General features: G+C 67.2%; 20 protein-coding genes and 1 riboswitch. Of the genes, 11 read left to right on the top strand and 9 right to left on the bottom strand.

Features of this window, described 5'->3' with window-relative positions; genetic code table 11:
* The first annotated feature begins 79 nt into the window (after positions 1-79).
* The 5 genes from pstC to phoB are packed head-to-tail and all read left to right on the top strand — an operon-like array spanning position 80 to position 5,153.
* Positions 80-1,543, top strand: coding sequence for a phosphate ABC transporter permease subunit PstC (pstC, locus tag CSC94_RS19660; protein ID WP_099308082.1), 1,464 nt, complete (start codon positions 80-82; stop codon positions 1,541-1,543).
* Entirely contained in the window at positions 1,540-2,871 is a 1,332-nt protein-coding gene (gene pstA / locus CSC94_RS19655; protein WP_099308081.1) for a phosphate ABC transporter permease PstA, read from the top strand. Before pstC ends, pstA begins: the two co-directional genes overlap by 4 nt.
* A gap of 22 nt (positions 2,872-2,893) precedes the next feature.
* Positions 2,894-3,721 carry a phosphate ABC transporter ATP-binding protein PstB gene (pstB, locus tag CSC94_RS19650; protein WP_099308080.1) on the top strand — a complete coding sequence of 276 codons (828 nt, stop codon included), beginning with the start codon at positions 2,894-2,896 and terminating at the stop codon, positions 3,719-3,721.
* 25 nt (positions 3,722-3,746) lie between these two features.
* Entirely contained in the window at positions 3,747-4,448 is a 702-nt protein-coding gene (gene phoU / locus CSC94_RS19645) for a phosphate signaling complex protein PhoU (protein ID WP_099308079.1), read from the top strand.
* Positions 4,449-4,463: 15 nt separating this feature from the next.
* Positions 4,464-5,153 carry a phosphate regulon transcriptional regulator PhoB gene (gene phoB, locus CSC94_RS19640; protein WP_099308078.1) on the top strand — a complete coding sequence of 230 codons (690 nt, stop codon included), beginning with the start codon at positions 4,464-4,466 and terminating at the stop codon, positions 5,151-5,153.
* A 22-nt stretch (positions 5,154-5,175) separates the two neighbouring features.
* On the opposite strand, the gene tolA is transcribed toward phoB, so the two are convergent.
* Genes tolA through CSC94_RS19600 form a run of 8 tightly spaced genes read right to left on the bottom strand, consistent with a single transcriptional unit; the run spans position 5,176 to position 12,155 of the window.
* Positions 5,176-6,144 carry a cell envelope integrity protein TolA gene (tolA, locus tag CSC94_RS19635; RefSeq protein WP_099308077.1) on the bottom strand — a complete coding sequence of 323 codons (969 nt, stop codon included), beginning with the start codon at positions 6,142-6,144 and terminating at the stop codon, positions 5,176-5,178.
* Positions 6,141-6,545, bottom strand: coding sequence for an ExbD/TolR family protein (locus tag CSC94_RS19630; protein ID WP_099308076.1), 405 nt, complete (start codon positions 6,543-6,545; stop codon positions 6,141-6,143). The genes tolA and CSC94_RS19630 overlap by 4 nt, the downstream gene beginning before the upstream one ends.
* Positions 6,542-6,967, bottom strand: coding sequence for an ExbD/TolR family protein (locus CSC94_RS19625; protein WP_165784517.1), 426 nt, complete (start codon positions 6,965-6,967; stop codon positions 6,542-6,544). The genes CSC94_RS19630 and CSC94_RS19625 overlap by 4 nt, the downstream gene beginning before the upstream one ends.
* A complete protein-coding gene (locus tag CSC94_RS19620; protein ID WP_099308074.1) occupies positions 6,964-7,569 on the bottom strand; it encodes a MotA/TolQ/ExbB proton channel family protein in 606 nt (201 codons plus the stop codon). The genes CSC94_RS19625 and CSC94_RS19620 overlap by 4 nt, the downstream gene beginning before the upstream one ends.
* Positions 7,570-7,573: 4 nt before the next feature.
* The gene (locus tag CSC94_RS19615) at positions 7,574-8,359 is read right to left on the bottom strand and encodes an ABC transporter ATP-binding protein (protein WP_099308073.1); all 786 of its coding nucleotides are present in this window, start codon (positions 8,357-8,359) and stop codon (positions 7,574-7,576) included.
* Positions 8,356-9,339: a FecCD family ABC transporter permease gene (locus tag CSC94_RS19610; RefSeq protein ID WP_099308072.1), complete on the bottom strand. Its 984-nt coding sequence runs from the start codon at positions 9,337-9,339 to the stop codon at positions 8,356-8,358. Before CSC94_RS19610 ends, CSC94_RS19615 begins: the two co-directional genes overlap by 4 nt.
* Positions 9,336-10,205, bottom strand: coding sequence for an ABC transporter substrate-binding protein (locus tag CSC94_RS19605; protein ID WP_099308071.1), 870 nt, complete (start codon positions 10,203-10,205; stop codon positions 9,336-9,338). The genes CSC94_RS19610 and CSC94_RS19605 overlap by 4 nt, the downstream gene beginning before the upstream one ends.
* 6 nt (positions 10,206-10,211) lie before the next feature.
* Complete coding sequence (locus CSC94_RS19600; RefSeq protein ID WP_099308070.1) at positions 10,212-12,155, bottom strand: TonB-dependent receptor plug domain-containing protein; 1,944 nt, start codon at positions 12,153-12,155, stop codon at positions 10,212-10,214.
* 121 nt (positions 12,156-12,276) lie between these two features.
* Positions 12,277-12,492: riboswitch (cobalamin riboswitch) on the bottom strand.
* A gap of 174 nt (positions 12,493-12,666) precedes the next feature.
* On the opposite strand from CSC94_RS19600, the gene CSC94_RS19595 reads away from it, so the two are divergent.
* Together CSC94_RS19595 and CSC94_RS19590 are read left to right on the top strand one after the other, a co-directional pair.
* Positions 12,667-13,716: an AbrB family transcriptional regulator gene (locus CSC94_RS19595; protein ID WP_099308069.1), complete on the top strand. Its 1,050-nt coding sequence runs from the start codon at positions 12,667-12,669 to the stop codon at positions 13,714-13,716.
* 119 nt (positions 13,717-13,835) lie between these two features.
* Positions 13,836-14,048: a DUF4287 domain-containing protein gene (locus CSC94_RS19590; RefSeq protein WP_099308068.1), complete on the top strand. Its 213-nt coding sequence runs from the start codon at positions 13,836-13,838 to the stop codon at positions 14,046-14,048.
* Positions 14,049-14,249: 201 nt separating this feature from the next.
* On the opposite strand, the gene CSC94_RS19585 is transcribed toward CSC94_RS19590, so the two are convergent.
* The gene (locus tag CSC94_RS19585; protein ID WP_099308067.1) at positions 14,250-14,513 is read right to left on the bottom strand and encodes a hypothetical protein; all 264 of its coding nucleotides are present in this window, start codon (positions 14,511-14,513) and stop codon (positions 14,250-14,252) included.
* 257 nt (positions 14,514-14,770) lie between these two features.
* Here CSC94_RS19585 and CSC94_RS19580 point away from each other — a divergent pair, with 257 nt between their 5' ends.
* From CSC94_RS19580 to CSC94_RS19565, 4 genes are all read left to right on the top strand, one after another.
* Positions 14,771-15,811: a BMP family protein gene (locus tag CSC94_RS19580; protein WP_099308066.1), complete on the top strand. Its 1,041-nt coding sequence runs from the start codon at positions 14,771-14,773 to the stop codon at positions 15,809-15,811.
* A gap of 62 nt (positions 15,812-15,873) precedes the next feature.
* Positions 15,874-17,427, top strand: coding sequence for an ABC transporter ATP-binding protein (locus CSC94_RS19575; protein ID WP_099308065.1), 1,554 nt, complete (start codon positions 15,874-15,876; stop codon positions 17,425-17,427).
* Entirely contained in the window at positions 17,417-18,466 is a 1,050-nt protein-coding gene (locus CSC94_RS19570; RefSeq protein WP_099308064.1) for an ABC transporter permease, read from the top strand. The genes CSC94_RS19575 and CSC94_RS19570 overlap by 11 nt, the downstream gene beginning before the upstream one ends.
* Positions 18,467-18,470: 4 nt before the next feature.
* Complete coding sequence (locus tag CSC94_RS19565; protein ID WP_099308063.1) at positions 18,471-19,415, top strand: ABC transporter permease; 945 nt, start codon at positions 18,471-18,473, stop codon at positions 19,413-19,415.

Raw genomic sequence — 19,415 nt, 5'->3', positions numbered from 1 at the left:
AACGCAAGGAGGGCGGCAGACATGCCGCCCTCCGACGATCATCCGGCAAGGGCCGGATCCAGCAAGGGGCGGGGCCGACATGCTCGTATTTTGGGTCTTCGTATCAATCCTGATCGTTGCCGCTGCCGGCTATTTTCTCGGCCGAACCCGTGCCCTGTCCAGTGCCGGAGGCGATATCCGGCAGCTTCATTCCGTGCCGGGCTATCACGGCACCAACGTCTTTCTCTTCACCGCCGTGCCGTCGCTGCTGGTGATGGCCATCTGGCTGCTCGTCCAGCCGCTGGCGGTCCAGAACGCGGTGACCTCGATGATCCCGGCCGACGCCGTTCCGGCCGGTTCGTCGATGAGCATCATCATGGCCGATGTCCAGCGCGTCGCAGACGGTCTCGACACCGCCATCCAGGCCGGCGCGATGACCGAGGAGCAGGCATCCTCGCTGGACGCGGCGTCCACCGACGTACGCGAACGCCTGGCCAAGGTCGGCGTCGCCCTGGCGGGCGATGTCCGCCCCGAGGTCCTGAAGGCCGCGCAACGCTACCGGGCCCTGACCGCGACCGGCTCCCTGTCGCTGGCCATTGTCTCGGTGGTGCTGGCGCTTGGCGGGTTCGTCATGGCCTGGCGCCAGATCGCACCGCGCTTCCGCGCCCGCAACACGGTGGAAGCCTTCGTCAAGGGCCTGCTGATCGCGGCCGCATCGATCGCGATCCTGACCACCGTCGGCATCGTGCTGTCGCTGATCTTCAACACCATCGAGTTCTTCGGCCTTTACCCGGCGACCGACTTCTTCTTCGGCCTGACCTGGGTCCCGAGTTTCGGCGGCGGGTCGGAGCTCGGCATCCTGCCGCTCCTGTGGGGCACGCTCTACATTTCCTTCATCGCGCTGGCGGTCGCCGTCCCGATCGGCCTGATGGCTGCGATCTACCTTTCGGAATATGCCAGCCCGATGGTGCGCAATTTCGCCAAGCCGCTGCTGGAAGTGCTGGCAGGCATCCCGACCATCGTTTACGGCCTGTTCGCGCTGCTGACCGTCGGTCCGCTGCTGCTCAGCGTCTTCGGCGACAATACGGTCGGCTGGATGCAGGCGGGAACCGCCGTCATGACGGCCGGCCTCGTCATGGGCATCATGCTGATCCCGTTCGTCTCGTCGCTGTCCGACGACATCATCAACGCAGTGCCGCAGGCCATGCGCGACGGATCGCTGGGCCTTGGCGCCACCCATTCCGAAACGATCAAGCAGGTGGTCCTGCCGGCGGCACTTCCGGGCATCGTCGGCGCCATCCTGCTGGCGGCCTCGCGCGCCATCGGCGAAACGATGATCGTCGTGCTTGGCGCCGGCGCTGCCGCGCGGCTGTCGCTCAACCCGTTCGATGCCATGACGACGGTGACCGCCAAGATCGTCAGCCAGCTGACCGGTGACGCCGACTTCGCCTCGCCGGAAGCCCTGGTCGCCTTTGCGCTCGGGATGACGCTGTTCGTCATCACGCTGGGGCTTAACATCCTCGCGCTCTACATCGTTCGCAAGTACCGGGAGCAGTACGAATGACCGACGTGACCACCGGCCTCCTGCCGTCCGGACGCCCGAATGCCGACGAGACGGCCAAGCGGACGAAAGCGCGCAACGCCGCCGAAGCCCGGTTCAAGCTCTACGGCATCGTCGCCATCGCGATCGGCCTATTCTTCCTTGTCGCGCTGCTCTTTTCGATCATCACCAATGGCGTCGGCGCCTTCCAGCAGACGTTCGTCAAGGTTTCGATCCCGCTCAACGCCGAGCAGATCGCCGCGGCGGAGAAGTCCGTCGTCAAGACGTCGAAGTACCGCGCCATGATCGAGGCTGCCCTTGCCGACAAGATCATGGCCGCCGGCTACAAGACGGAGTTCACCGATCCGCGCAAACTCGGCGACATCCTGTCGTCCAGCGCCGCGGCCCAGCTTCGCGAGCATGTCCTGGCGAACCCGGGCGATGCCGGCAAGACGATCGACTTCCAGTTTCTCGCCTCGTCGCGTGTCGACGGATATCTCAAGGGACGCGTCACCCGCGCCGCGCTGGCCGAGGACAAGAACCTCGATGCCGGGCACCTCGACCTCGTCGACCAGATGAAGGCCGACGGAACCGTGGTGAAGCATTTCAACTGGGATTTCATCACCGGGTCTGACGCTTCGGACTCGCGTCCGGAACAGGCCGGCATCGGCGTCTCCATGCTGGGTTCGCTGTTCATGATGCTGGTGGTGCTGTTCCTGGCCCTGCCGATCGGCGTTGCCGCGTCGATCTACCTGGAGGAATTCGCGCCGCAGAACCGATGGACCGACCTGATCGAGGTGAACATCGCCAACCTGGCGGCCGTGCCGTCCATCGTGTTCGGCATTCTCGGCCTGGCGGCCTTCATCCAGTTCGCCAATCTCCCGCAGTCGGCACCGCTCGTCGGTGGCCTCGTGCTGACGCTGATGACGCTGCCGACCATCATCATCTCGACCCGGGCCTCGCTGAAGGCCGTGCCGCCATCCATTCGCGAGGGTGCGCTCGGTATTGGCGCCTCGAAGATGCAGGCGGTCTTCCACCACGTGCTGCCGCTCGCCATGCCGGGCATCCTCACCGGCACGATCATCGGCCTGGCGCAGGCGCTCGGCGAAACCGCGCCGCTGCTGCTCATCGGCATGGTGGGCTTCATCGCCTCCAACTATCCCGACGGCATCGCCGACGGTTTCCTGCACCCCAATTCCGCCATGCCGGCACAGATCTTCGAATGGGCCAAGCGGGCGGACCCGGCGTTCTACGAGCGGGCCTGGGGCGGGATCATCATTCTCCTGATTTTCCTTGCGATCATGAACATTACCGCCATCATACTGCGTCGACGCTTCGAGCGGCGCTGGTGACCGGATCCCACGGAGCGCCGACATGAACATGCGTACCGAAACCCAGATTGAAGAAGCACTCAAAGACAAGTCGATGGCACAAAACGAAACCCATCCGCTGAAGATGCGCGGCGAGAAGGTCTGCGTCTACTACGGCGAAAAGCAGGCGCTCTACGATGTCGACCTGGATGTCCGCGAGAACCAGGTCATGGCTCTGATCGGGCCGTCGGGTTGCGGCAAGTCTACCTTCCTGCGCTGTCTCAACCGGATGAACGACACGATCGACATCTGCCGCGTGGCGGGGAAGATCACGCTGGACAACGAGGACATCTACGACAAGGCCGTCGACGTGGTCGAACTGCGCGCACGGGTCGGCATGGTGTTCCAGAAGCCCAATCCCTTCCCGAAGTCGATTCGTGAGAACATCGCCTACGGACCGAAGATTCACGGGCTGGCCAGATCGAAGGCGGACCTCGACGAGATCGTGGTCACGAGCCTGCAGAAGGCCGGCCTTTTCGAAGAGGTCAAGGACCGGCTCGACGAGCCGGGCACGGGCCTTTCGGGCGGCCAGCAGCAGCGCCTGTGCATCGCGCGGGCCATCGCGGTGTCGCCAGAGGTCATCCTGATGGACGAGCCCTGCTCGGCGCTCGATCCGATCGCCACGGCCAAGGTGGAAGAACTGATCGACGAGCTGAAGGAAAACTACACGATCGTCATCGTGACCCATTCCATGCAGCAGGCCGCGCGCGTTTCCCAGCGCACCGCCATGTTCCATCTCGGGGTCCTGGTCGAAGAGGGGCCGACGGACAAGATGTTCACGAACCCGGACGACAAGCGGACCCAGGACTATATCACCGGCCGCTTCGGCTGAGCCGCCCCTTCCCGGAGACTGAGTGATGACAGACCATACCGTGACCTCGTTCGACGAGGAACTCGACGCGATTGACGCCATGATCCGTTCCATGGGCGAGCGCGCCGGCGAAATGGTGGACATGGCGACGCGGGCCCTGCTGACCGGCGATACGGCGCTGGCCCAGCGGGTCATTTCGGAAGACCGCCTGATGGACCAGATGCAGCGCGATCTCGACGACCGCGCCGTGACGCTGATCGGCAAGCGCCAGCCGATGGGCCAGGACCTGCGCTTCGCCGTGGGCGCGATGCGCATGGCCGGCGACCTGGAGCGGATCGGTGATCTCGCCAAGAGCACCTGCAAGCGGGTCGGCTCGATCGGCGAGATGGTGGTGATGCGCGAGCCGAACTTCGGCATCGAGAAGATGGCCGATCTCGCCCGCAAGCAGGTCAACGACATCATCGATGTCTACGTCAGCCGGCGGGCCGACGAGATCGAGGAGATCCGAAACCGCGATGAGCAGATCGACATGGCCTACACGTCGGTCTTCCGCGAGCTGCTGACCTACATGATGGAAGACCCGCGCAAGATCTCGGCCTGCACACATCTGCTGTTCTGCGCCAAGAACATCGAGCGTATCGGCGACCACGTGACCAATATCGCGGAAAACGCCTTCTACATGATCACCGGTGACCAATTGCCGATGGCACGGCCGAAGGTCGATGCGGTCGCCGAAGGCATGGGCTGAGGAGCGCGACAGACGATGGCATCCCCGCGCATTCTGGTCGTCGAGGACGAGGAGCCGCTGGGCGTCCTGCTGCAGTACAATCTCGAAGCCGAGGGCTACGAGGTGGAAGTCGTGTCGCGCGGCGACGAAGCCGAACTGCGGCTGCGGGAAAACGTGCCCGACCTTTTGGTTCTCGACTGGATGCTGCCCGGCGTTTCCGGCATCGAACTGTGCCGGCGGCTGCGGATGCGCCCGGAGACCGAGCGTCTGCCGGTCATCATGCTCACGGCGCGCGGCGAGGAAAGCGACCGGGTCCGCGGCCTGTCCACCGGGGCCGACGACTACCTCGTCAAACCCTTCTCGACCCCGGAGTTCCTGGCGCGGGTGCGGGCGCTCCTGCGGCGCGCCAAGCCGGAAATGCTGTCGGGCACGCTGTCCGTCGGCGACATCATGCTGGATCGCGAGACGCACCGCGTCTACCGCGCCAAGCGGGAGGTGAAGCTGGGGCCGACCGAATTCCGCCTGCTGGAATACCTGATGCAGCATCCCGGCCGGGTGTTCTCGCGCGGGCAGTTGCTCGACAATGTCTGGGGCGAGACGATCTACATCGACGAGCGTACCGTGGATGTCCACATCGGGCGGCTGCGCAAGGCGGTGAACATCGGCAACATGCCGGACGTGATCCGCACGATCCGCGGCGCCGGTTACGCCATCCAGGAGAGCTGAACGATCAGAAGCCTGCCCGGGGTCAGCGGAAGCTCAGCCGGATGCGCAGGGCAAGGCTCTTGCCGGGCAGGTCGTCCGGCGGAGGGGGATAGGGCGCCGCCCGGCGCGCCGTCTCCAGCGCCTTGCGGTCCAGCGCTGCATTTCCCGAACTGGAACTGATACTTGCGCCGAGCAGGGCGCCACTGCGGGCAATACGCAGGTTCAGGCTCACCGTGCCGCGGCCATCGGCACTGCGCGGCTTGCGGCGCGCCACGTGGCTGTTGACGCGTGCGCCATAGCTCGCCATCGCGCTGCGCAGCCCGGCGCGCGACGGTCCGGCCTGCTTGCCACGCTGGCTGCGCTGGCTCGCCGTGGCCGCGCCCTTCGATCCGCCATCGGTGCCGGCTTTCCGCGACGGTTTGCCTTTCCGTGGCCTGGCCGGTTCGCGGGAAGGCTTCGGCCCGACCCGCCGCAGCACCTTGCCGGCACCTTGTTCCGGCGCGGCTTTCGCGATCTCGGGGCGAGGGCTGGGCAGCACCGCGACGGTCTGCGGCAGCTCGCTCCAGGCTTCCTCCGCGGGCGGAGGGGGAACCTGCGGGGCGGTCTGCGGCATGGCGAGAGCAGGCAGGGCGGCGGCGATATCGACCGGCGCGAGATCAACAACGGGGGGCGCCGTCGGCAGGTCCGGCACCGGTTGCGGCAGAGTGATCTCCGCGGCGTCCGGCCGGGCCGTTTCCACGGGCGTTTCCACTTCGGCGGCTGCGGCATCGGTCGTGGCCGCGCGGTCCTCCGTTTCCGGCGCTGACTGCTCTCCGTCCGGGAGCGACGCCATTTCCGGATCGGCTTCCGTCTCGTCTGACCCGGCTGCCTCGATCAGGGTCACGGTCACGCTCATGTCACCCGGTTCGCTGCTGTCGCCTCCACCGTCCATGCCCCTGGCGACGACCGCTGCCAGCGCGGCATGGAGGCCGAGCGAGAGCAGGATGGCAATCACGGCGCGCAGCAGCTTCATGGCCTGGCCTCGACGATCATGGTCAGCGAGGTGACGCCGGCCGCACGCAGGGTCCCGGTCAGGTCCACGATCCTTGCCGCATCGGCATCGCGGTCGGCCTTGAGCCAGGCCCGGTCCCAGGCGCCTTCAACGAAGGCAGTGCCAAAGCCGGTCAAGGCCGCATCGCCCTCCAGGCTGTTCCACGCCATCCGGCCGTCGGCGGCAACGTAGAGCGTCCGCTCCGCCATCGGTGCACCAGCCGGATCGACAGCGGCGACGGCCGGTTTCAGCGGCAGGGGGTCTGCGGCGCGAATGACGCCGGAGAGCATGACGAAGATCAGGAGCAGGAAGACGATATTGATCAGCGGCAGGGTCGAATCGCCCTGCGGCGGGCGCGGGGTTTCGAGGCGCAGCGGCTTCATGGCCTCGCCTCCTGCGATCCATCGCCCAAGGTTCGCGTCGCAACCCTGGTCCGTCCCGCCTTGGCGGCGGCGTCGAGAGTCGTCACGAGGGCCTGGTAGGGAGCGTCGGCCCCGACGGTGATCAGCAAGCGCGTGTCGTCGCCTGAGGACAGTGCCGGAACGAGGGCGTCCGCGGGCAAGGGTTGCCCGTCCAGCAGGACCTGTTGCCCCTCGAGACGCAGTTCCTGTGGCGGTGCAGCGTCGGTTTCGATGGCAGCCTGATCGCCGGCAGGGGCAAGGGCCAGCGGCTGCTCGGCCTGGCGGACGAACTGGGCGGCCAGCATGAAGAAGATCACGAGGATGAAGACGACATCCATGATCGGCGTCAGGTTGACGCCCGGGCGGCGCGTCTCGGCGGCCAGCGTGATGCGGCGGCGGCTCATGGCTCGGTCCGTGGGGCCGACCGGGGCCGGACGAGCGCGCGATTGATGGCGGCTTCCATGCGCCGCGCGATATTGCCCGCCATGGCCTCGAGGACAGCGGCAAAGACCAGTGCGGCAAGACCGACCACCATGCCGGCCGCGGTTGTCAGGAGGGCTTCCCATATGCCGCCGGCCAGCAGCGCCGGGTTCACCTGGTCACCCGCATTCTCCAGTTTCTGGAACGCCTCGATCATGCCCAGCACGGTGCCGAGCAGGCCGATCAGCGGCGCGGCGGCCGTGGCCAGGTGCAGGAAACCGATGCCGCGCCGCAGTTTCGCCATGCCCGAGCGGGCGGCAATGTCGGCCTCGGTCTCCAGCTGATCCGGCGTGGCACCGTCGCGCATGTCGTCGAGGCGGACCAGCACCTTGCCGAGCACGCCGGACGAGCGGCGCCCCTTCTGGGCCCGTCCGGTGGCCATGCTTTCGGCGGCCAGTCCGAGAACCTTCTGCAGGAAGACCGCAACCACCAGCACCGACAGGATGGCCAGCGCCACCATGGCCGGGCCGCCCTTGTCGAAGAGATCCGCCATCGCGGGGGTCAGCGATTCGATCCAGGCTTCCATCGTGTCAGTCTCCGTTGCCCGTCAGCGCGAGCGGGGTGAAGGTGAGGCCGCATTCATCATGGCCGATCCGCGCGGTAATGCCATAGGCCTCCGCCATGGTTTCGGCCGTGATGGCATTGTCCGGCTTTCCGTCCGCAATGACGGTTCCGTTGCGCAGGATGATGACGCGGTCGGACCAGCGGGCGGCCAGTTCGATATCGTGAAGCGAAACCAGCACGGCCTTGCCCTGCCTTGCCTGCCGGCGGAAGGCCGCCATGAGACGGATCTGGTGTGCCGGGTCGAGGCTGGCGGCTGGTTCGTCCGCCAGGACGAGAGGCGTGTCCTGGGCAATCAGGCGCGCGGCCAGCACGCGGGCGAGTTCGCCGCCCGACATGGCGGAGGCCGGCCTGTCCTCCAGGTGTGCGACGTCCATGGTCTCCATGGCGTTCGCGACGATGGCGGCATCGGCTGGCGAGAGCCTGCCCGCGGAGGCGCCGTGGGGCAGGCGGCCCAGCGCCACGATGGCCCCGGCAGCGAGGTTCCAGTGGACGACCCTGTCCTGCGGCAGGTAGGCCAGCGTCCGGGCGCGCGCCGGGGACGTCATGGCCGCGAGCCCGCTTCCCTCCCATGCGGCCGTGCCGCCCGATGCCGGGATGAGGCCGGCAAGGCAGCGCAGCAGTGTGGATTTCCCAGCTCCGTTGGGCCCGAGCAGCGCGACGGTTTCGCCGGGGGCGACGCGGAACCCGACGCCGGCAAGCACGGGTCTGCCACCAAGGTCTGCCGCCAGGTTTTCCACGACGAGGCCGCTCATGCCATCACCCGCCGGTTGGACATGACCAGCCAGAGGAAGAAGGGTGCGCCAATCAGCGCCGTCAGGACGCCGACATTCAGTTCGCGCCCCGTGGTCAGAAGGCGCACCGCGATGTCGGCGGCCAGCAGCAGGGCCGCGCCGCCGAAGCCCGAGGCCAGCAGCAGGGAGGACGGCCGCTCGTCGGTGAAGGGACGAAGCAGATGCGGCACGACCAGGCCGACGAAGCCGATGGTTCCGGCAACCGCGACGCCGGCGCCAGCCGACAGGGCCACGCCGGCCACCAGCATCGTCGCCGTGCGCGGCAGGTTCACGCCCAGCGAGCGGGCGGTGTCATCGCCGAGAGTCAGGGCATCGAGGGCTGAAGCGCAGGCGAACAGCAGCGCCCAGCCTGCCGCCATCAGCGGCAAGGCCAGCGCGGCATCGCCAAGGGCCCGGTCCTTCAGCGAGCCGAGGAGCCAGAAGATGATCTCGTAGGAGGCGAAGGGATTGGGTGAGAGGTTCAGCGCCAGGGCGGTCAGCGCGCCGGTCAGGCTGGTGAGCGCGACGCCGGCGAGAACCAGGGTCATGGGAGAGGACCGGCGGCCGGCCAGCCCGATCAGGAAGACCACGGCCCCGGCCGCACCGGCCAGGGCGCCCAGTTGCACCGTGAAGCCGCCGAAGGCCGACAGGCCGGTGTAGAAAACGGCGACGGCGCCCAGCGCGGCGGCACCGGAGACGCCGACCAGGCCGGGTTCGGCAAGCGGGTTGCGCAGGAAGCCCTGGAGAGCCGCGCCGCCGAGACCGAGCGAAAAGCCGATGCCGAGGCCAAGCAAAGCGCGCGGCAGTCGGATATCGCGCATGATGGTTGCGGCCAGCGGATCGCTGCCGGTGACGAGGGCGGCGAGCCCGTGGAGCACGGGAATATCCGATGCGCCGACCGCGAGCGAGGCCAGGAACAGCAGTGCCGCCAGCGCGGCCATGAGGGCGGCAAGCCGGGTCATGAGCCGGGACCCCGGCAGCCGGGCAGACTTGCCTTGAGCCGTTTCAACCCGGTGACGGCCCGGGCGGTGAACGGACCGCCACAGGTCCAGAGCGCGGCATCGACGGCGCCGCGAACGATCCGGGCGCCGCTGGCCTTGAGCGCGGGATGGCTGAAGAGCTTCTGGGCCAGCGCCGGCGCTGCGGGGTCGTCGGCGGGCAGCAGGATGACATCGGGGCGCATGGCGATGACCTGCTCGAGCGAGATGAAGGCCATGCCGCCGGTGCCCGGTTCGGCGCCCAGGTTGACGAATCCGGCGGCCTTGATGACCGTGTCCGGCAGGGTGCCGGCGCCTTCGGTGACGCCATTGGGGCCGAAAACCAGAAGGCGGGGATGGAAGGCAGCCGGGCACCCGGCATCGGGCGCGCGGGCCAGTTCGGCATCGAAGCCCGCGACGAGTTCGCGCGCCGTATCCCGGCGGTGCAGGAGATCACCCATGCGGAGAATGTCGCCGCGGATGCCATCGAGCGTCAGGTCCGGCCGGAAGGTCTCGACACGGTAGCCGAGACTGCGCAACAGGTCGGTGGCGTTGCGGGCCGACCAGGCGCCGGTCACGACCAGGTCGGGCTGGTCCGCGACCACTTCCTCGGCAAGGCCGCGGTTGGCAGGATAGGTGCGCGCCTGGCCGGCGAGCGCGGAAAGCGAGGGATCGATCGCCAGTTCGGAGATCGACCGGATCTGGCCGGGCGCCGCGATCAGCATGGCCAGCTGGTCGGTGCACAGGTTGAGCGAATGGACGGTCGGCAGCGCGCCGTCCGCCCATGCGCCCGTTCCGGCCAGGACGGCCAGAAGGGCGGCGGCGACGCGGATTCCGGATCGCCGCACCACGGGTCGTCACTCCGAACCGAACTTCGCGCGGAAGCCGGCGAAGACCGAGATGCCGGGCGTGGAATAGCCGGCGACCGTCTCGTACTTCTGGTCCAGCAGGTTTTCGCCGCGCAGGTAGACCTCGTAATCCTCGCTCGGCTTCCAGGCGATCCTGGCGTCCACCTTGACGAAATTATCCAGCCGCACGTCGTTGAAGGTGCCGAACCCGGCAGACACGCGGTCGGTCAGGTTGACGACGCCGCGCGCGGTGGCGCTGACGGTCCAGTTCTCCGCCGGCCGCCAGATGGCCGACAGGCTGACGTCGTGCTCGGGAATGCGCGGGCGGCGCAGGCCGTCGGGCTGTTTCGTGCGGGTATAGGTGTAGGCGCCCCGGATGTCGAAATCCGGCGTGACGGCCCATGTGCTGGCCACTTCCACGCCGGAGCGTTTGGTGACGCCAGGCACCTGAACATAGGAGAAGGTGGAGTAGGAATAGTCGATCAGGTTGTCGGTATCGAGCAGGAAGCCGGTGACATCGACAACCAGGCGGCCGCCAAGAAAGGTCTGCTCCACGCCGGCATCGAAGCTCAGGCTTTGCTCGGGCAGCAGCGCGGTGTTGCCGGTGCCGAAGGGGGCATAGAGCTCGTAGAGGGACGGGGCGCGGAAGCCGGACCCCGTCGAGGCATGCAGCCGGGTCGTCTCGGTCGCCCGCCAGGAGGCACTGGCCCGCCATGTGGTGTGGCCGCCGAAGACATTGTGGATGTCGTGGCGCACGCCAGCCGTCAGGGTCAGTGTGTCCGTCGGATCCCAGACCAACTGGCTCCACAGGCCGGTCATGTCCTGGCTGTTGTTGGTGCTGCCGCCGTAGTTGTCGGACGAGCGGGCGGTCTGGCGCTCGTGGTCAGCGCCGTATTGAAGCGTCAGCCGGTCGGAAATGTCATAGGCGCCCTGGTAGTCGAACTTCAGCCGCTGTCCGCGCCAGTTGCCGATGAAGGGGCCGAAAATCGAAACGGAATTCAGGTCGCGGTCGACGTCGAAGGCCTGCATGGAAATGGTGTTGCGCCAGCGCCCGTCCATGAGGTCGATGTTGGCGCCCATGCGGCCGGCCAGCTGGCGTGAGCGCGCGGTGTTGAAATTGTTGTCGGTCGGCGGATTGCCCGAGTCGTCGTAATCGGCATTGGTCCTGCGGTAGAGGGCCGCGCCGAAGATCGTGACCGTGTCGGACAGTTGCTGTTCGCCAGCGAAATCGGCCGAGACGTTGTCGAAGGCATCGGCTTCCAGGCGTGCCGGATCGAGATCGACGGGCCCGGTGCCATTGGTCTTCGCCGCGGAAATGCCCTTCGAGGTGATACCGGTGATGCCGGCCGCGAACTTGCCGGTTTCGGAGGCGCCGGAAAAGACATAACCGCCACGCCAGGTGCCGAAAGAGCCCACTTCGCCGAAAATGTCGTGGTGGAGGCCCTGCTCGATCCCGTCGAGCGTCGAGACCGCCAGGACGCCCGCGACGGCGTCGGACCCGTAGAGCGTGGACTGCGACCCCTTCAGCAGTTCGATCCCGGTCACGTTGCCGGAGGTCATGCTCTCGAGCGCGGGCTGTACCTGTGTCGCGCTCGGATCGGAGACGTCGATGCCATTGACCAGCGTCTTGACGTATTTCTTGTCCGCCCCGCGAACGAACAGGCCGGTTTCCTGGCCGCCGTTGCCGCCATTGGCCGAAACGGACACGCCCGGCATGGTGGCGAGGTAGTCGGTGACGGCCGGCTTGGCCGCTTCCTCGATCTCCTTCTTCGTCACCACCTCGACCTTGGAGCCGACGCGGTCCTTCTTGTCGGTGGTGCGATTGGGCGTGGAGACGACGACCTCGCCGGCATCGATGACGATGTCCTGGGCGTGTGCGGGCAAGGCGGTGGACGCCGCGAGGACCGCGGCAAGCGCGGCAATCCGCGCGGTGGTGCAGGCAGATGCAGACATGGAGACCCCTCCGGTTCCTCTGCAATTTCATGTGCCGGCAGGTGTTGCTTGGGAGCGACCAGCCAGCGGCGACGATCCGTCACCGCTTGCGCTGGGCAGCCCTGACACACCCCGTGTCCGGCCGGGTGACGCGCTGATGGCAGGTCTCCTGACTCGCGATTTTACGGCCTGTCCGCCTTCCCGGTCCGGATGGGGACCAGTGGCGTGTGGACGGGCCAAACCGCTCACAGTTGCGGGGGCAGTTCCGGCCAAACCGTGTCTTCCTTTCGGACGGCCTTCCGGATTCCCTCTTAGCCTCGTGCCCGTGGCGACGAGGACCATCAACGGAACCACTTAAGCGCAGGCGGGAGGCTGTCTGTCAACGATTTGTCAAGAATCCCCACCGTTCGTTGCCCGGCTGTTGTGAATCTGTCACGGGCATCGCCAAAGCCTATGCTTTTCGCCTTGCGTGACGGGCAGGGCTTGCGTACCACCTTGCCATTCCCACCCTGCCCATGGATCGCGCGGCCTGATGCCACGACCGGAAATGACCCATCCCCTGGTGCCGCTGCTGACCGCCCTGGCGGCCGGTGGCACGGGCGCCCTGATCGCGTGGACCGCCGGACTTCCGGCGCCTTTCCTCACCGGACCGGCGGTGCTGGTGACGCTGGCCGGCCTGGCCGGGCTGCGGCTCGGGATCCCGGTGCCCGTGCGCGATGCCTCCTTCGTCCTGATCGGCCTGGCGATGGGCGCCGGCGTGACGCCGGAAGTCCTTGACGGCCTGACGCGATGGCCGATCAGCCTGTCGGTGCTGATCGTCTCGCTCGTGCTGATCATGTTCGTCTCGCGCATGGCGCTGACCCGGCTGACGGGCACCAGCGGCAAGTCCGCCGTGCTGTCGTCGACGCCGGGGCACCTGAGCTACGTGCTTGCCATGGCGGAGCAGGCCGGGCTGGATGTCCGCCTGATTGGCGTGGTGCAGTCGATGCGTGTGCTCTTCCTGACGCTGGCCGTGCCGCCGGTGGTGTCGCTTGCCGGCGGGCATCTGCCCGCCCCGTCAGGCGCGGTGGACGAGATGACGCTGCTGCAGATGGCCGCGGCCCTTTTCCTGGCAGTGATTGCAGGCTGGCTGTTCAAGGTCCTGCGCATGCCGGCTGCCTACCTGCTTGGCGGGATGCTGATCTCGACGATCGGCCATCTCGACGGGCAGATGTCCGGCGGGCTGCCTTCCTGGCTGTCGACGCCGGCCTACGTGCTGCTCGGAACTCTGATCGGAACCCGGTTTTCCGGGGTCACCGCCGGCGAATTGCGCCAGGCGCTGGGCGCAGGCCTGCTTGGAACGGGTATCTCCGTGGTCATCGCCACCCTGGCCGCGGCGGGTGCCTCGGCGGCAACGGGCATTCCCTTCGGTGCGATGGTGATCGCGCTGGCCCCCGGCGGCGTGGAAACCATGACCGCCATGGCCAAGCTGATGGGTGCGGATCCCGCTTTCGTGGCGGCTCACCATGTCATCCGCCTGCTGTTCCTGGCCGTGTTCGTGCCGGTACTGCTGGCGCGACAGGGAAAGCCGGCCGGCGACTGACGCTACTGCGGATGACCGGCCATGCAGGGCGGTCCCACGTTTGCCGTCATTGCACCCAGCTTTGTTGACAGGCGTGCGGAGGTCCATGATCCTTCGCGAACCGAGAACAGGAACCCAGCATGAGCAACGACAAGATCAAGGGGCCAGCCTCTTATTTCCCTTCCATCGAGAAAACGTATGGACGCCCGGTTTCCGACTGGAAGGCACTGGTTCGCGCGGCGCTTCCCGCGCGCCACATGGAACTCGTCGCCATGTTGAAGGAACAGCATGGCATGGGGCATGGCCATGCCAACGCGATCGTTGCCCATACCCTTGCCGAGGACAAGGCCTGAAGGCAGCGGCCCGCTCCATGCGCACGCGCCTTGCCGGACCGTTCCGGTTTGGAACGTTGCAGGGGATCGGGATTTTCCGAAGGACAAGCGGAACCGGTCAGGCGGGCCGCGCCGCAGCGGGTGTGGTCAGCGTCGTGTGACGTTGCAGCGGGGCGCCGCGGAGATCGAGACGACCATCCGCGGCGCCCGGCCAATTGGCGATCAGTAGCCGGCGGGGCAATCGTCGATGTAACGGCGGCCGCGACGGTCGCGATAGACGCAGTCGCCACGCCGCGTGGCCCTGCCGATCAGGACGCCGGAAACCGCGCCGATGGCCGCTCCGGCCAGCGTTCCGCCGGCCCGGCCGCCCGAGGCGATGGCACCGGCTGCCGCGCCGATGGCGCCGCCCGTCGCCGCGTCACGCTCGGCCGTCGTACAGGCCGCCAGCGCCAGGCACATTCCAACGATCACAAGGGCATTCTTCATAACTAGACCTCTCCAGGTTGCACTTCGCCTTTTCCCGCCCCGTCCATGCTTCCGGAACGGTCGCGGCGGATTTGAGGCGATGACAAGACTATTTGCCTTCAACCATGAGCGGGCGACAATGTTCCGGACATGAACAGGCAAACTGTCGCGCTGGGGAAATGCGTGCGATCCGATTGCCAAGTATTTCGTCTTGTGTTTACCATTTGGTCAAAACGACGGGGTGCCAATTCTTTCAGCTGGGGAACAGGAGCCAGACCATGCCAGCCAAGTTCAAGACAAGCGCCGCTTTGCCGGTCAGCCGGCGTCAACTTCTCGCAGCAGGCGGAGCGGGCGCTGCCATGCTCGCCATGCCCGGGATCATCGGGCGGGCACGGGCCGCGGACAAGATCAAGGCCGCCGCCATCTATACCGTGCCAGTCGAGCAGCAATGGGTCAGCCGCATTCACAAGGCCGCCGAAGCGGCGGTAGCGCGGGGCGACATCGAGTATGTCTTTTCCGAAAGCGTATCGAACAGCGACTATGAACGCGTGATGCGCGAATACTGCGAAGCCGGGCACAACCTCATTCTCGGCGAAGCCTTCGCGGTGGAAGACGCGGCGCGTTCGGTGGCCGACGACTACCCCGACAAGGCCTTCCTGATCGGATCGTCGTTCAAGCCGCAGGACGAGCACCCGAACTTCGCGGTTTTCGACAACTACATCCAGGACGCCTCCTACCTGACCGGGATCATCGCCGGGGCGATGACCAAGTCGAACAACATCGGGATGGTCGGCGGTTACCCGATCCCGGAGGTCAACCGCCTGATGCATGCCTTCATGGCCGGCGCCAAGGAGATGAACCCCGACGTGAAGTTCCAGGTCGCCTTCATCGGCTCGTGGTTCGATCCGCCGAAGGCCAAGGAAACCGCCTTCGCCCAGATCGATGCCGGGGCCGACCTGCTCTACGCCGAGCGCTTCGGCGTGTCCGATGCCGCCAAGGAGAAGGGGCTTCTTGCCATCGGCAACGTGATCGATACCCAGTCGGACTATCCCGACACGGTGGTGGCTTCGGCCCTGTGGCATTTCGAGCCGACGCTCGATGCGGCCATCGCCAAGATCAAGGCGGGGTCGTTCAAGGCGGAGGATTACGGCGTCTATTCCTTCATGAAGGAAGGCGGCTGCTCGCTGGCGCCGCTCGGCAATTTCGATGGCAAGGTCCCGGATGCCGCCATGGCCATGGTGGCCGAGAAGGAAGCGGCCATCAAGGACGGCTCCTTCGTCGTGGAGATCAACGACGACGAACCCAAGTCGACCATGTGATCGGCGAAACGCGGGGCGGCGGACAAGCGATCCGCCGCCCCGCCTGCAGGGCAGTGAAGGGGATGCGGGTGTCGGGCAGGACCGAAGCAGGCAATCCGGTGTTGCGCCTCACCGGCATCACCAAGCAGTTCGGCGCGCTCAAGGCCAATGACGGCATCTCGCTGAGCCTCGGGCGCGGCGAGGTGGTGGCGCTGCTCGGCGAGAATGGCGCGGGCAAGACCACGCTGATGAACATCCTCTTCGGCCATTACGTGGCGGACGCGGGGCGCGTGGAGGCCTTCGGCGAAGCGCTGCCGCCCGGCGATCCGCGCGCCGCGCTGTCTGCCGGTATCGGGATGGTGCACCAGCACTTCACGCTCGCCGGGCAGATGAGCGTGCTGGACAATATCGCGCTCGGGACCCAGCCGCTTTTTTCGCTGCGCTTCGACCGGTCCGGCGCCAAGGCGAAGATCCTGAAACTCGCCGGCGATTTCGGCCTCGACGTCGATCCCGATGCGCTGGTGCAGTCGCTTTCGGTCGGCGAGCGGCAGCGGGTGGAGATCCTCAAGGCGCTGTACCGCGACGCGCGCATTCTCATTCTCGACGAGCCGACCGCGGTGCTTACGCCGCAGGAAACCGATGCCCTGTTTGCCACGCTGAAGAAGCTGGTGGACGAGGGGCTGTCGGTGATCTTCATCTCGCACAAGCTGCACGAGGTGATGGCGGTGGCCGACCGTGTGGTCGTGCTGCGCGCCGGCCGCATGGCGGGCGAAGTGGCCGTTGCCGACACCGACCGTCACCAGCTTGCGACCATGATGGTGGGTCAGGAAATCGCGCCTCCCGACATTGCACCGGCCGTACCGGGGCCGGCGCTGCTGAGCCTCCGGGGCGTTCATGCGGCCGGCCAGGGCGGCGGGCCGGCGCTACACGGCATCGACCTCGACCTCAGGGGCGGGGAGATCACCGGGCTCGCCGGTGTCTCCGGCAACGGGCAGGCGGCGCTGGCGGCGCTGATCGCGGGCACGGCCAGCCCGTCGGCCGGGCAGATCGTCATCAAGGACGCAACGGTGACACGCTGGTCGCCCCGCGAGGCGCTGGCGCATGGCATCGGCCGGATCCCGGAAGACCGTCACGCCACCGGCATGATCGACGACATGAGCGTGGCCGAGAACGTGATCTCGGAGACCTATCGCAGCGCGCGCTTCTCGCGGCACGGGTTCCTGGACTGGGGCGCGGCGCGCGCCTTCGCCGAGGCAATCATCGCCGCCTACGACGTGAAATGCCCGTCACCCGACGCCCGCGTGCGCCTGCTCTCGGGCGGCAACATGCAGAAGCTGATCCTCGGCCGGGCGCTCGACGGGGCGCCGTCGGTGATCCTGGCCAACCAGCCGACCCGCGGGCTCGACGTGGGCGCGGTGTCCTATGTCCATGCGCGCCTGCTCGACGCCAGGGCGCGGGGGGCGGCGATCCTGCTGATCTCGGAAGATCTCGACGAGGTCCTGGCGCTGTCTGACCGTGTGGTGGTGATGTCGAAGGGGCGGCTGTCGTCTCCATCGGCGAGGGGCGAACGCAGCCTTGCCGAGATCGGCCAGCTCATGGCGGGTCACGGGTTCGAGGGGACCGCCCATGCGGCTTGAGCCGAGGCCACGCCCGACCGTCCTGCACACGCTCGGCTACCCGGCCGGCGCCATCGCGGTCACCGTCGTATTCGCGTCCATGCTGGTGCTCATCGCCGGCGCCAACCCGTTCAGCGTGTTCTGGCTGGTTATCAAGGGGGCGGCAGGCTCGCAGTTCGCCTTCATGGAAACGCTGACGCGGGCAACGCCGCTGATCTTCACCGGTCTTGCGGTGGCTGTCGCCTTCCGCGCCCGGCTTTGGAACATCGGCGCCGAGGCGCAGCTCTACATCGGCGCGGTGATGACCGTGGTGCTCGGCACCGGCGCCGTGGCGCTGCCGGCCGTCGCGCTCATTCCCCTGATCATGGTGGCGGCCATGCTGGCCGGCGCGCTGCTGCTGCTCGGCCCGGCCGTGCTGAAAATCCGCTTCGGCGTCGACGAGGTGGTAACCACGCTGCTGTTGAACTTCATCGTGCTGCTGTTCGTCTCGATGCTGCTGGAAGGCGTGCTGAAGGATCCGACGGGCCTCGGCTGGCCGCAGACGAAGAAGGTCATCGACGCCGCCGAACTGCCGCGTCTCGTCAAGGGCCGGCGGCTTCACTGGGGGTTCGTGCTGGCGATCGCCAGTGCCGTCGTCACCTGGGTGATCATGAAAAAAACCGCACTCGGCTACGAGATGCGGGCGGTCGGGCACAATCCGGAAGCCGCGCGCTTCGCGGGCATTCCGGTCAACCGGGTGCTGATGAAGACGGCGCTGCTGTCGGGGGGGCTGGCGGCGCTCGCGGGCTTTTCGGAGGTGGCCGGCCTGAAGGGCAACCTGACGCTCGACCTGTCGCCGGGGTTTGGCTACACGGGCATCGTCGTGGCCATGCTGGCCATGCTCAATCCGCTGGGAGTGGTGCTCTCGGCGGTTTTCGTGGCCGGCATCTTCGTGGGGGCGGACGCGATGAGCCGGTCTGCCGGCGTGCCGTCCTACATCGCGCAGGTCATGGTTGCGGCCGCGCTGCTGACGATGGTGGCGGCGATCATGCTGTCGCGATTCCGCATCCGGTGGAGGTGACGGCATGCTCGACGCACTGGAAATCCTCTTCACCGCCACGTTCTGGGCCGCCGCCATCCGCATAGCCTCGCCGCTGATTTTCGCGACGCTGGGCGAACTGATCTGCGAGCGCGCGGGCGTGCTCAACCTCGGCATCGAGGGCATCATGACCGCCGGCGCCTTCGCGGGCTGGTTCGCGGTCTGGTCGGGGGCGGACCTGTGGACCGGGGTGCTCGTCGCGGCGCTGGCCGGCGCGGCCTTCGGCCTGCTGCACGGGTTCCTCACCGTGCCGCTCGGCCTGTCGCAGCATGTCACCGGCATCGGCATCACGCTGCTGGCGTCGAGCCTGACCTATTTCACCTATCGCGTGGCCCTGCCCAAGGTCTCGTCGCCGCCGAAGATCGAAGCCTTCCAGCCGGTGGCGATCCCGGTCCTGTCGGATATTCCCGTGCTCGGCCCGGCGCTGTTCAACCAGACGCCGCTGACCTACCTGGCGTTCGTCATGGCCGGGCTTGTCGGCTGGTTGCTCTACCGGACGCCGGCCGGCCTGGCGCTGCGCGCGGTGGGCGAAAACCCGGCGGCCGTCGAGGCACAGGGGATCTCGGTCACCGCGGTGCGCATGGGGGCAGTGATGGCCGGCTCGGCACTGATGGCCATCGGCGGCGCGTTCCTGACGATGAGCGCGTTCAACTCCTTCTTCTTCGAAATGGTCAACGGGCGCGGCTGGATCGCCATTGCGCTGGTGGTGTTCGGTTCATGGCGTCCCGGCAAGGCGCTGCTGGGCGCCATCCTGTTTGCCGCCTTCGACGCCTACCAGTTGCGGCTGCAGCAGGTGGCGGGCGGACTGGTGCCCTACCAGGTCTTCCTGATGATGCCCTACATCCTGTCGATCCTGGCGCTGATCCTGGTGGCGCGGCGCGCCACCTACCCGAAAGCGCTGATGATTCCCTATCAGAAAGGTGAGCGCTGA

The organism is Zhengella mangrovi, assembly GCF_002727065.1.
Classification (GTDB): Bacteria; Pseudomonadota; Alphaproteobacteria; order Rhizobiales; family Rhizobiaceae; genus Zhengella; species Zhengella mangrovi.
Note: the sequence above shows the minus strand (reverse complement) of the source record. Positions and strands in the feature narration are given on the sequence as shown.